This is a genomic window from Myxococcota bacterium (genome assembly GCA_041389495.1).
In the GTDB taxonomy this organism is placed as follows: Bacteria; Myxococcota_A; UBA9160; order UBA9160; family UBA4427; genus JAWKRT01.
The window spans coordinates 416382-428267 of the sequence record JAWKRT010000003.1 but is presented as its reverse complement, the minus strand read 5'-3'; the positions used below and the strand labels follow the sequence as shown (position 1 = coordinate 428267).

General features: G+C 74.7%; 9 protein-coding genes and 1 tRNA gene. 3 read left to right on the top strand and 7 right to left on the bottom strand.

Features of this window, described 5'->3' with window-relative positions:
- Positions 1–60 precede the first annotated feature (60 nt).
- Positions 61–1479: a replication-associated recombination protein A gene (locus tag R3E88_18225; protein ID MEZ4218419.1), complete on the top strand. Its 1419-nt coding sequence runs from the start codon at positions 61–63 to the stop codon at positions 1477–1479.
- A gap of 9 nt (positions 1480–1488) precedes the next feature.
- Here R3E88_18225 and R3E88_18220 read toward each other — a convergent pair whose 3' ends face one another.
- The 3 genes from R3E88_18220 to R3E88_18210 form a co-directional block, all read right to left on the bottom strand.
- Positions 1489–2433, bottom strand: a complete 945-nt coding sequence (locus R3E88_18220) for a diguanylate cyclase (GenBank protein MEZ4218418.1) — start codon at positions 2431–2433, stop codon at positions 1489–1491.
- 210 nt (positions 2434–2643) lie between these two features.
- Positions 2644–2720, bottom strand: a tRNA-Asp gene (locus R3E88_18215).
- A 114-nt stretch (positions 2721–2834) separates the two neighbouring features.
- On the bottom strand, positions 2835–3479 hold the full coding sequence (locus R3E88_18210) for an SCP2 sterol-binding domain-containing protein (GenBank protein ID MEZ4218417.1): 645 nt from the start codon (positions 3477–3479) through the stop codon (positions 2835–2837).
- Between the two features lie 237 nt (positions 3480–3716).
- Between R3E88_18210 and R3E88_18205 the strand changes: the two genes are divergently transcribed.
- Together R3E88_18205 and R3E88_18200 are read left to right on the top strand one after the other, a co-directional pair.
- Positions 3717–4067: a hypothetical protein gene (locus R3E88_18205; GenBank protein MEZ4218416.1), complete on the top strand. Its 351-nt coding sequence runs from the start codon at positions 3717–3719 to the stop codon at positions 4065–4067.
- 150 nt (positions 4068–4217) lie between these two features.
- The gene (locus R3E88_18200) at positions 4218–6329 is read left to right on the top strand and encodes a TonB-dependent receptor (GenBank protein ID MEZ4218415.1); all 2112 of its coding nucleotides are present in this window, start codon (positions 4218–4220) and stop codon (positions 6327–6329) included.
- Here R3E88_18200 and R3E88_18195 read toward each other — a convergent pair.
- The 4 genes from R3E88_18195 to R3E88_18180 all read right to left on the bottom strand — a co-directional run bounded on the left by R3E88_18195 (position 6285) and on the right by R3E88_18180 (position 11886).
- A complete protein-coding gene (locus R3E88_18195) occupies positions 6285–8591 on the bottom strand; it encodes a DUF3604 domain-containing protein (GenBank protein ID MEZ4218414.1) in 2307 nt (768 codons plus the stop codon). The two genes, R3E88_18200 and R3E88_18195, sit on opposite strands and share 45 nt — an antisense overlap.
- A gap of 100 nt (positions 8592–8691) precedes the next feature.
- The gene (locus R3E88_18190; protein MEZ4218413.1) at positions 8692–9699 is read right to left on the bottom strand and encodes a GGDEF domain-containing protein; all 1008 of its coding nucleotides are present in this window, start codon (positions 9697–9699) and stop codon (positions 8692–8694) included.
- A gap of 48 nt (positions 9700–9747) precedes the next feature.
- A complete protein-coding gene (locus R3E88_18185) occupies positions 9748–11037 on the bottom strand; it encodes a flagellar hook protein FlgE (protein ID MEZ4218412.1) in 1290 nt (429 codons plus the stop codon).
- A 78-nt stretch (positions 11038–11115) separates the two neighbouring features.
- Positions 11116–11886 (bottom strand): flagellar hook capping FlgD N-terminal domain-containing protein, encoded by a 771-nt coding sequence (locus R3E88_18180; GenBank protein MEZ4218411.1) that lies wholly within the window; start codon positions 11884–11886, stop codon positions 11116–11118.

Sequence of the window (11886 nt, the reverse complement as noted above, 5' to 3'; positions counted from 1 at the left end):
CACCCGCGCGGCCGCCGCTCAAGGGCTCGGCGGGCGGCGGCGCCCGGCTAGCATCCGCGCGTGACCGACGACGACGCTCCCCTGCTCTTTCCGCCGCAGCCCGACCGGCCCGCTCCCCGCAGTGCGGGCGGCGGGGCCGGCGGCGCGGGCGACGCGGAGCGCGGCGATCGCAGTGCGCGACCGCTCGCCGACCGCATGCGCCCGCGAAGCTTCGACGAGGTCGTCGGGCACGCGAAGCTCGTCGGCCGCGGCGCCGCGCTGCGCGCCCTCGTCGAGGGCGGCGAGCTCCCGAGCGTGCTCTTCTGGGGGCCGCCGGGAAGCGGCAAGACGACGCTCGCGCGGCTCCTCGCGGCGACCGCCTCGACGCGCATCGAGGAGCTGTCCGCGGTCGTCGCCGGCGTGAAGGAGATCCGCGCCGCGGTCGACACCGCGCGCCGCGCGCTCCGCGCGGGGCAGCGCACGCTGCTCTTCATCGACGAGATCCACCGGCTGAACCGCGCGCAGCAGGACGTGCTCCTCCCCCACGTCGAGGCCGGCACCGTCACGCTCGTCGGCGCCACGACGGAGAACCCGTCGTTCGAGGTGAACGCGCCGCTCCTGTCGCGCTGCCGCGTGTTCGTGCTCGAGCCGCTCGGCGAAGAGGACGTCGCGGCCCTGCTCGAGCGCGCGATGGCCGACGGCGAACGCGGCCTCGGCGCGAGCGGCGTCGCACTCTCGGACGACGCGCGCCGCGCGATCGCGGCGGCGAGCGACGGCGATGCGCGACGCGCGCTCGGCCTGCTCGAAGCGGCCGTCGCCGTCCATCGCCTCGAAGGACGCGACGGCCCGCTCGCACTCGAGACCGTCCGCGAGGCCGCCGGCCGCGCCATGCTGCGGCACGACCGCGACCGCGAGGACCACTACAACGTCGTCTCCGCGTTCATCAAGAGCGTGCGCGCGAGCGACCCCGACGCGGCGCTCTACTACCTCGCGCGCCTGCTCGAGGCCGGCGAGGACCCGCTCTTCGTCGCGCGCCGGCTCGTGATCCTGGCGTCGGAGGACGTGGGCAACGCCGATCCGACCGCGCTCCCGCTCGCGACGAGCGCCTTCCTCGCGGTCGAGCGCATCGGCATGCCCGAGGGCCGCATCCCGCTCGCGCAGGCGACCACCTGGCTCGCGTGCGCGCCCAAGAGCAACGCCAGCTACGCCGCACTCGGCCGCGCGCAGGAGGCCGTCGCGCGGACGGGCTCGCTGCCCGTCCCCCTGCACCTGCGCAATGCGCCGACCGGACTGATGAAGTCGCTCGGCTACGGCGACGGCTATCGCTACGCGCACGACGCGGAGGACGCCTTCGTCGGCGACCGCAACCTGCCCGATGCGCTCGGCGACGCGACCTTCTACGCGCCGAAGGACGCGGGCGCCGAGGCCGACGTCGCGACGCGTCTCGCGGCCTGGCGCGCGCGGCGCGCCGCCGTGCGCGAGGACGACGGCGAGCGCTGAGGCTCGATGCTAGGCGTCGCTGCGCGAGCCAGGGGCGACGGCCTCGAAGCACTCGACGCGGTCGCGCCCGTTCTCCTTCGCCATGTACAGCGCGGTGTCGGCGGCCGAGACCAGCTCGTCCGGCGACTCCATCGAGCGTGCGTAGGCCGCGACGCCGATGCTCACGGTCACGCGGATCTCGCGCCCGTCGGGAAGCGAGAACGGCTTGCCGCCGATCATGTCGCGCCAGCGCTCGGCCGCGAGCGTCGCACCCTCGAGGTCGTTGTGCGGGAGGACGACGACGAACTCCTCGCCGCCGTAGCGCCCCGCGACGTCCGTCGCGCGCAGGTGCTCCTGCAGGCGGTCGGCCGCGGCGCGGAGCACGGCGTCGCCGGCCGGGTGCCCGTACTGGTCGTTGACGCGCTTGAAGTGATCGAGATCGGCCATCAACACCGAGAGCGGCTGCCCGTAGCGGCGCGCGCGCTGGAACTCGCCGCGCAGCATCTCGTTCACGTAGCGGCGCGTGCGAAGGCCCGTCACCTCGTCCGTGGTCGACAGGTACTCGAGGCGGCGGTTCTTGACCATGAGCTCCTGCTGGAGCTGCCGGATCTTGAGGTGGAGGCGGAGTCGCGCGACGAGGTCGGGAGTGAAGAAGGGCTTCTGCACGACGTCGCTCGCGCCGTCCTCGATGAGGCGCGTGCGGCGATCGCGGTCCTGGGAGCCGGTCACGAAGAGGAACGGAACGGGGACACCGCGCGCGTTCGCGTCCTTCACGCGCAGGAGCTTCTCGCCGTCGAGGCCGGGGAGCTCGAGATCGCAGAGCACGAGATCGACCGTCTCGTTCAGGAGGAGCTTGAGCCCCTGGATGCCGTCGCCCGCCTCGAGGATCGTGTCGAACTCGCGCGCCTCGGAGAGTGCGGCGCGGATCTCCGCGCGATGTCCCTCGGAGTCGTCGATGACGAGGATGGTCGGCAAGCCCGCCTCCAGCGTTGCTAGGCGCGTGCATCGGCCGACGCGCACCTCGGCCGGAGCGCCGAGCGCGCGAATGCGCGAATCGCGGGAGCGAGGCCTCGGGACTTCGCCGCAGCGGCGCCGTGGAAGGCTCCGAACGGCGCCTCGGTGAGCGCGCGTCGACGCGCAGAGCGCGCCCCAGCGAGCGATGCGCGCGCGAGTGCGGGAGGAGACTGGCGGGACGGACGGGACTCGAACCCGCAACTTCCGGCGTGACAGGCCGGTGCTCTAACCGATTGAACTACCGTCCCCCAGCGGCCGGTTGAGTAGCCAAGTTCCCGTAGGGCCGCAAAGGCCCAGGAGGCCGCGTACGGCGCGCGGCCGCGCGCCCGCGACGCGCGATCGGAAGGGAGCGCGCGCAGGGCCTATCGGGTGGGCCGCGCGACGAGCTCCGCACCCGCGGCCTGCAGCCGGAGCAGCAGCGCGACGTCTCCGCGCACCTCGATCCGCCCCGACAGCACGGCCGACACCGGGTCGAGCTCGCGGCGCGCGAGTGCGGCGGCGTCCTCCACGTCGATCGCGAGCATCGCCCGGGGCTCCTCCGGAATCGGCCCGGGGCCGACGCGCAGATCGACGCTCCAGTCGCCCGCCGCTTCGCCCACGATCGAGATGCGGACCAACGCGTCGATCGCCCGCAGCGACGCGGCGCTCCCGGCCGGGACGAGCCGCGCCGCGCGCAGTGCGGGCGCCGACGAGGGCGCGAACGCGCGCGCGAGCGCGCGTCCGAACGCGCCGCCGCGGCCGCCCCAGAGCGCGCCCCGCCAGTCCTCGACGCTCTGCACGACGGTGACGTCGGCGGAGTCGCGGCCGCCGGCCGCGACCTCGAGCCGCCCGGATTGCAGACGGCAGCACCACTCGCCGCCGCCATCACCGCGGAGCGCGAGCCCCAGCGCGAGCGGCGGCGCGTCGGGAACACCGTCCCGCCAGACCGACGTGAACCACGCGGGCAGGAAGCGCTCGCAGAACTCGGCGGGCGCGAGCGGATCGGCGGGCAGGCCGTTCGCGCTCACCGCATCCGCGGGAGGCGGAGCCGATGTCGCGTCGTCGAGCGCCATGCGCGCGGGCCTCCCCGTCTTCGTCGGCCGCGTCGCCGCGCGCGTCCGCTCGTCGGCCGCGTCGCCGCGCGTCGGCGGCGTCGCGGCGCGTGCGCGCCCCGCGCGGCGCAGCGCGAGCGCCCGAGGCTAGCAGCGTCGCTTGACTCGCCCCGACGGCTCGACTACACGACGCGCGTCCACGCGGAGGCGCGCATGGCGAAGCTCGACGACGCCGGGTCCCGGCCCTCGCTTCCGCTCCCGTCCCGGCCCGGCTCCGGGCGGCGCGCCCTCGCCGCCCTGCTGCTCGCGCTCGCGAGCGCCGTCGCGCTCTCGATCGCCGCCTCCCACGGCCACGCGGATCCTTCGGCCAATGGCTCGATCGATGCCTCGTGCGTGCTCTGCACGCACGCGGGGCTCGCGAAGCTCGCGGCCCCGACCGCGGCGCCGACGCTGGTCGCCGCCACCGCGCCGTGCGCCGACGCCCGCGCCGTCGAGGCGGCGCACGCGCCGCGCGCACCGCGCGCGCCCGCGCATCAGCGCGCTCCGCCCTCGCCCCGCGCCTGATCCCGAACGCCATCCCGTGTGCGCGCGCGGCCTCGGTCGCGCGCCACCACGGCCCTGCACGCACGCATCCCGCTCGGCGCCGCGCGCCGAGCGCCGCGCTCGCGGCCGGCGCCCCGCGCGCCGTCCGCCGCGAGCACCGGAGGAGATCCGATGAACCCGACCCCCGCGCACGCGCGATGCGCGCGCTCGTTCGCACTCGCACTCGCGACGTTCGCGCTCGCGACGCCTTCGTTCGCCGACGCGGACGAGCATCCCCACGACCACACCCACGAGACGCGCGCGAGCAACGCGTCCGAAGCCGAGCAGGGAGCATCGCCCGACGCCGAACGGCTCGTCGTGACGGCGTCGCCGCTCGGACACTCCGAGGACGAGCTCGCCATCCCCGTGTCGTCGCTCGATCGCGGCGAGCTCGTCGAGGGGTTCGGCGGAACGCTCGGCGACACGCTCCAGCGCATCCCCGGCATCTCGACGACGGGCTACGCGCGCGGCGCGAGCCGCCCGGTGATCCGCGGGCAGGACGCGTTCCGCACCGAGGTGCTCGAGGACGGCCTGCCGTCGCAGGACGTGTCGCGTCTCTCGCCCGACCACGGCATCCCGACGAGCCCGCTCTCCGCGCGCAGCATCGAGGTCGTGCACGGCCCCGCGACGCTGCGCTACGGCGGCGGCGCGACGGCCGGCGTCGTCAACGCGATCACGAACCGCGTGCCGCGCGAGCTGCACGAGCCCACGCCGTCGGTCGACGTCTACTCGGGCTTCGAGACGAACGGCAACGAAGGCGTGGTCGCGGCCGAGGTCGACACCGGCGCGGGCCCGTTCGCCTTCCACTTCGACGGCCTCTACCGCAACGCCGATCGCTACGAGACGGGCACGGGCGCCGCGCAGCCGGGCTCGCAGGGCGAGGCCGCGGCCGGCTCGTTCGGCGCTTCGTGGATCGGCGAGCGCGGCCGCCTCGGCGCCGCCTACTCGCACTTCCGCAACGACTACGGCATTCCCGAAGCGGGCGAGGACGTCGAGATCCGGATGGACGCGAACCGGCTGCGCGTCGACGGCGAGCTGTTCGACCCGCTGCCCGGATTCAGCGAGCTGCGACTGCGCAGCGTGTACACCGACTACGAGCACGACGAGGTCGCCGACGGCGTGGTCGGCCAGACGTTCGACGACGACGAGGTCGGCGGCCGCCTCGAGCTCGTGCACGACGAGCTCGCGGGCTTCACCGGCGCGCTCGGGCTCGACGCGCGCTACCGCGACCTCACCGCCGGCGGCGAGGCCGCGGAGTTCCTCGCGCCGGCGACCTCGCGCACGGTCGCGCTGTACGGCTTCGAGGAACGCCCGCTGCTCGCGGACCTGCACGCCGAGCTCGGCCTGCGCGTCGAGTCGACGCGCGTCGTCGGCGAGCCGCTCGGCGGCGCGCGGCGCGCGCGCGACTTCGTCCCGCTGAGCGGCTCGATCGGGCTCGTGCAGCACGTGGGCGACGCGTGGACGTTCGGCGCGCTCGCGGCCGCGACCCAGCGCGCACCGAGCGACGTCGAGCTGTTCGCGCGCGGGCCGCACGAGGCGACCGGCACCTTCGAGATGGGCGGCGCGGACCTCGACGAGGAGACGGCCTTCACGGGCGAGGTGCGCGCACAGGCCGACTACGAACGGGTGCGCGGCGAGGCCGCGTTCTTCGTCACGCGCTACCGCGACTACGTGTACGGGCGCCTGACGGGCAACACGGTGGACGAGACCGGTGCCCCCGTGCTGCCGACAGACCCGGCCGCGCTCGACGAGCTCGTCTACGAGGCGCGCGACGCGCTCTTCTACGGCGGCGAGCTCTCGGTCGAAGCCGACGTGCTCGACCTCGGCGACTGCACGCTCGTCGCCGACGGCCGGCTCGACTGGGTGCGCGCGCGCTTCCGCAACGTCGGCGGCGGCGTCGACCGCGACGTCCCGCGCATCACCCCGGTGCGCTGGGGCGGTGGGCTCGGCGTGCGCGGCGACCGGGCGCGCGCGCGCATCGGCTTCGTGCGCACCGAGGAGCAGGACGACGTCGCGGAGGGCGAGAGCGACACCCAGGGGTTCGTGCTGCTCGACGCGAGCCTCGTCGTCCCCGTGCCCGTCGAGCGGCTGCTCGGCGCGCGCGCCGGCGGTGTCGAGGTCGACCTCGTCGCGCGCGGCACGAACCTCACGGACGAGGTCGCGCGCAACCACATCGCCGTGAACAAGGACGACGTGCTGCTACAGGGGCGCAGCTTCCGCGTGGGGCTCCACGGCCGCTTCTGAGCGCGGCGCGCGCGCGTCCGCCGTCCCGCGCGCGTGGTCGACCCGGATCGGGGACGACCACGCGCGCGGCTCGTGCGGGGCGAGGCAGTCGTCGGCGGCGCCGGCCGGCCCGGGACACGGATGCGCGCGCACGCACGCACCCGTCGCATCGCGATCGCAGCGCAGGTTGCCGGCGTTGATCGCGGGGGCCTCGGCCTCGTAGGCGCGCACGTAGTAGAGCGCATCGCGCCCGGCGGACGCGAACTCCGCGTCGGAGAAGTGCACGACGCAGCCGGCGGGGTCGCCGTCGCAGGCGAACGTGCGCCACGGGTCGTCGACGAGCGCGGCGACGTCCTCGCCGGGCGCGGCCTGCGGGCGGATGCGCACGACCTCGATGCGCGTGATCGGCCGCCGCACGTCGCTCGGGTGGTAGCACTCGCCCTTGCAGAGATGCGCGAGGCGCTCGGGCGAGAGCGCGTCCGTCGCGTCGTCGGGACAGCCGGGGAGCTGCTCGAACGAGCCGACCGCGCGCACCTGGAAGATGGGCTCGCCCGCCATGCGCGCCTCGCCGCCCATCGGGAGCGGGCGGCCGCGCGCGCCCGGCGCGTTCAGCAGGTCGAACCACAGCAGGATGCGCGGCCCACTCGTTCCGTACACCTCGCGGCGCACGAGTGCGTCCCAGATCGCGCCGCGATCGCGCGCGTCGGCGTGCACGGCGACGAGCCCGCCCGTCGTGAGGAACGACGCCTGGCGCTCGGTCTCGCGCACCGCGAAGCCCGACCGGCCGGAGCGGAACGCGCGCGAGCGGGCGACGGGCTCCTCGCGCTCGGGCGCGAACGGGCCGAGCGCGGCGCCGCCGCCCGGCGGCGGCGAGCGCGACTCCGTGTTCCCGCTGCGCGCGAACTCCTTGAAGCCCGTGCCGGGCCGCGCGAAGTGGTTGTCGCTCGACGCCAGGAGCCCGAAGTGGAACCGGCGCGGCGACGCACCGGCGTCGCCGCTCGCGAAGTCCGACAGCGCGAGCACGTACTGCGCCGAGCCGCCCGGCCGGTAGTGGAAGGCGGGCTCGTCGCAGTCGCGGCACTGCCCGGCGTCGAGCCACTCGGCGGCGGTCGCGCCGGGCACGGTGAGGTGCGCCGAGACTCCGGCGCGCGCCGCGTTCGCGCGCGCCTCCTCGGCGCGCAGGTCGCACTCGTCCGACGACGCGCCTTCCGCGAGACAGCGGGCCCGGATGATCTCGCCCGCGCGCCAGCACATCGGCTCGTAGTCCGCGCGCGGCGGCGGGCAGTGCGGATTGCCCGCGGCGTCGAGCTCGACCGCGCGCCACGGCCGGTACACCTCCGAGCTCCCGTGTCCCGAGTACACCTCGAACAGGCGCTGGTAGTGCTCGGAGTGCATGGCGCCCGCGAGCTGCTTGTCCCACGTCGATCCGGGAGGCGTGTAGAAGCCCCACGCCGTCCCGTGCGGGACGACGATCGCCTCGGCCTCCCACTCGTCGAGCTTGCGGAACAGGTCGGCCGGCGTGCGCGCCTGCTCGAGGCAGTCGTCGGGGAGCTCGGGCGACGGCGTCGCGGCGTCGCAGCGCGGCGTCTCGTCGAGCTCGGCGAGATAACGCGCGTAGGCGCGCAGGCGCGCGTCGCCGGCCGCCGTCATCGCGATGCGCGCGAGCGCGCCCGGGCCCGCTTCGCCCTCGCGCGCGGCCGCGATCGGGCGCGCCGGCAGCGCGGGCCCGTCGAGGTCGCGCAGCACGACGTTCTTGTGGCCGAAGTGCGTCTCCGGCGTCGCGCCGACCTGCGTCCACTCCCAGCCGAGATAGGCGACGGTGTCGGGGTCGCGCGCGTCGCCCGCCACCGCGTTGCAGCGGCGCAGGCTGTCGACCGTCTCCCGCCAGTGCGCGGGCGTGACGCTGAACGCGTGATCGTTGATCGACCAGAAGTCGAGCGCCGAGCAGAAGCGCGCGAAGTCGCAGGCGTCGGCCGGTGGGTGCGCGCCCTCGCCGCCGAGCGACGGCAGGCTGAACGCGAAGGCGTCGAACGAGAACGTCGTGTGGACGTGGAGGTCGCCGAACAGGATCGCGCGATCGCCCGGGAGGCCGAGCGCGCGCGCCGCGCTCCCGACGGCCGCGTCGTTCGCCGCGACGACCGCGGCCGGCCGCGCCACCGCCGTCGGCTCGCCGGGCCCCTCGTGCGCACCGAAGCGGCCGCGCGCCGCGAGGAGCAGCGCGGCGCCTCCGAGCACGGCGACACCGGTCGCCGCGCACGCGCCCCAGAACACGGACTCCCTCATGCCCACGCCCTCCCCGCGCGATGGCGGCGAGGACCGTATCACAGGCGCCGGGCGCCTCCGCGCGGGGCGGAGCGCGCACCTCGCCGGCCCCGGCCGACGCCTAACATTCGGCGCCTCGGCCCAGCCCGGGGGTCCAGAGCACGGCGCGGTTGCGGCCGGACTCCTTGGCGACGTACAGCGCGGTGTCCGCGCGCGCGATCAGGTCGGACCAGGCTTCGGGGAAACGCACGCCCTCCTCGCGCGCGACCGCGACGCCGATGCTCACGGTGACGACGCCCGCGTGCGAGGCCTCGTGCTCGATGCCGAGCGCCTCGATGCCGCCGCGCACCCGCTCCGCCGCGCGCATCGCCCCTTCCGAGCACGTCTCGGGCAGCGCGAGCGCGAGCTCCTCGCCGCCGTAGCGGAAGGCGCGATCGGGCGCGCGCAGCAGGCTCTCCGCCGTCTGCGCGACGCTGCGCAGCACGCCGTCCGCCGCGAGGTGGCCGTAGCGGTCGTTGAACAGCTTGAACGAGTCGACGTCGACCATCAGCATCGCGTACGACTTCCCGTAGCGACCGGCGATCTGGTGCAGGTTCGTGAGGTGGAGCTCCATCGAGCGCCGGTTGCCGATTCCGAGCAGGCCGTCGGTGAGCGAGAGCGCCTCGAGCCGCTGGTTCGCCTCCTCGAGCTCGCGCGTGCGCTCGGCGACGAGCACCTCGAGCGCCTCGCTGCGCTCCTCCGCCTCTGCCGCGAACGCCCGCAAGAGATCGGATTGCGTGAGGATCCCGCACACCGCGCCGCTCGCGTCCACGACGGGAAGGCGCCGGATGGCGCGCTCGCGCAGCACACGGGCCGCGTGCGCGACCGTCGCCGTGCGCTCGACGGCGACGATCCCGCGCGTCATCGACGCCGCCACGGGCGCATCGAGTCGCGACGCGCGGTCCTCCTGCAGCACGAGACGCCCGAGATCCCGCTCCGTCACGATGCCGATCGGACGCGCGTCCTCGCACACCACGGTGCACGAGCAGCGCCGCGCGGCCATGCGTTCGAGGGCCGCGCGCAGCGGCTCGTCCGCGCGCGCGGTCTCGACGTCGCTGCTCATGTAGTCGCTCACCAGTGCCTCGCTCATTCCCCGCTCCCGCTCCGCTCGGGTCGACGTCTACGTCACCGCGATCCGCTACTGGCCGAGCTGCAGCAGCGACGCCAGCAGCTCGTTGCTCGTCGAGATCGTGCGCGTGTTCGCCTGGAAGCCGCGCTGGTAGATGATCAGGCGGACGAACTCGCCGGCGAGGTCGACGTTCGACTGCTCGATCGTGCTCGACCGGATCGAGCCGAACTGGCCGGACGAGGGCGCGCCGACGAGCGGCTGGCCCGAGGCGCGGGTCTCGACGTAGTTGTTGTTGCCCACCGCCTGCAGCTCCTCGAGGTTCGGGAACTGCGCGAGCGCGAGCTGGGCGAGCGGCACGATCGAGCCGTTCGAGAACAGGCCCGTGATGTAGCCCGCATCGTCGATGTCGAGGTTCACGAGCGTGCCGGCCGACGAGCCGTCCTGCGTGAACGCGTTCACCACGGACTGCGCGTTCGCGAACTGCGTCGTGCTTCCCGTCTGCGCGCCGAGCGGCCCGAAGTCGATCGTGATCGACTGGCTGCCCGCGGCGCCGCCGGCGAACTGGAAGTTCACCGTCGTGCCGGTGGCCGCCGTGAGCGTGCCCGACGTGTCGAACGCGAGCGTGCCGCTGCCCTGGACGACGAAGGTGTCCGTCGGATTGGCGGGCGCCGTCGTCGTCTCGCTCGGCGGCACGGCCGCCGTCCAGTCCCACGCGCCCGCCGCCGTCTTCGTGAAGAAGAGCGTCACGGGCCGCGCGTTGCCGAGCGAGTCGTAGACGGTGGCGAGGTGCGTGAAGTTGGCGGTGCCCACCGGGTCGGCGGGATCGAAGCCGCCCGGGATCGCCGTCGCGCTCGCGTTCAGGTTGAGGTTCGTCGAGATGGCCGACGTCGGCACCGGCGGCGCCAGCGCGTTGTTGATCGCGACGTTGCCGAGCTGACCGTTCGCGGCGCCGGTCGCGGGGTCGATCCCGAAGCCCTGCACGCGGTCGCCGTCGGCGTCGACCAGGAGCCCCTGGTTGTCGAAGCTGAAGAGGCCGACGCGCGTGTAGTGGCGCCCCTGGTTGCCGTCGACCACGAACAGGCCCGCGCCCTCGATCGCGAGATCCGTGTTGACCGACGTGTTCTCGAACGTGCCCTGCGTGAAGAGCGGCTGGACGCGCGCGACCGCCGTGCCCGCGCCGACCTGCGAGAAGCCGCCCGCGCTCGTGATCGTGCGTCCGAGCACGTCGGCGAACTGCACGCGACTCGCCTTGAATCCCGGCGTGTTCTGGTTGGCGATGTTGTCGCCGATCACCTGGATGGCCGTCGAGATCGCCCCGAGGCCCGAGACACCCGTGAACATCGCACCCGACAACGACATGACTTCCCTCTCCTGTCTCCCGTCCGGGAGTTTCGATCCGATCTGTGAGCGAGAGCGGCGACCGCGCGTGCGCGCGGCCTAGCTTCCCGCGATCTCCGTGAGCGGCTCGACGGCCGGCGCGAGCACCGGCGTCGCAGCGACGGCCGGAGCGGACGCCACCGGCTCCGGTGTGCGGCGCACCTCGACGATCGCGTCGGATGCGGCGTGCGCCGGACCGACCGTGATCGAGGCGCCGCCCCCCGCGAGCGGCTCGACCGCGTCGACCGTGCCGTGCACGAGCGTCTCGAGCCGCGTCGAGTTCGCGCCCGACACCGACTCGGCGCGCAGCTCGTAGGTGCCCGGCGGCACGGGCGTTCCGTCGCTCGCGAGGCCGTCCCACGCGAGCGCGTGGCGGCCGCTCGACAGCGAGCCGAGGTCGAACGTGCGGACGGGAATGCCGGCCGCGTTCAGCACGCGGACGCGCACGGCCTCGGCCGGCGCCGCGAGGTCGAGCTCGAGGCCCGGCACCGCGCCGCCCGCATCGACCTCGAACATCGACGAGCGGATCACGACGTCGCGGCCGACGAGGCCCGCGAGCGAGGCGACGTCGGAGAACGCGCCCTCGTCCGAGCGCAGTCCGTCGATGCCCTCGCGGATCTTCGTGAGCTGCTCGAGCGTGCTGAACTGCGCGAGCTGCGCGGTGAACTCGGTCGGGTCCTGCGGCTCGAGCGGGTCCTGGTGCTCGAGCTGCGTGATCAGCATGCGCATGAACTCGTCCTGGCCGAGCGTCGTGCGGTCGCGATTCGCCGCCGCGGACGCCGCGCTCGTCGCGGCGGTCGTGCCCGGCGCGCTCGCCGACTGGATGTCCAT

Coding starts and splice junctions, on each gene's coding strand:
- R3E88_18205 (MEZ4218416.1), top strand. CDS start 3,717: ATGGCGAAGCTCGACGACGCCGGGTCCCGGCCCTCGCTTCCGCTCCCG.
- R3E88_18200 (MEZ4218415.1), top strand. CDS start 4,218: ATGAACCCGACCCCCGCGCACGCGCGATGCGCGCGCTCGTTCGCACTC.
- R3E88_18195 (MEZ4218414.1), bottom strand. CDS start 8,591: ATGAGGGAGTCCGTGTTCTGGGGCGCGTGCGCGGCGACCGGTGTCGCC.
- R3E88_18190 (MEZ4218413.1), bottom strand. CDS start 9,699: ATGAGCGAGGCACTGGTGAGCGACTACATGAGCAGCGACGTCGAGACC.
- R3E88_18185 (MEZ4218412.1), bottom strand. CDS start 11,037: ATGTCGTTGTCGGGTGCGATGTTCACGGGTGTCTCGGGCCTCGGGGCG.
- R3E88_18180 (MEZ4218411.1), bottom strand. CDS start 11,886: ATGGACATCCAGTCGGCGAGCGCGCCGGGCACGACCGCCGCGACGAGC.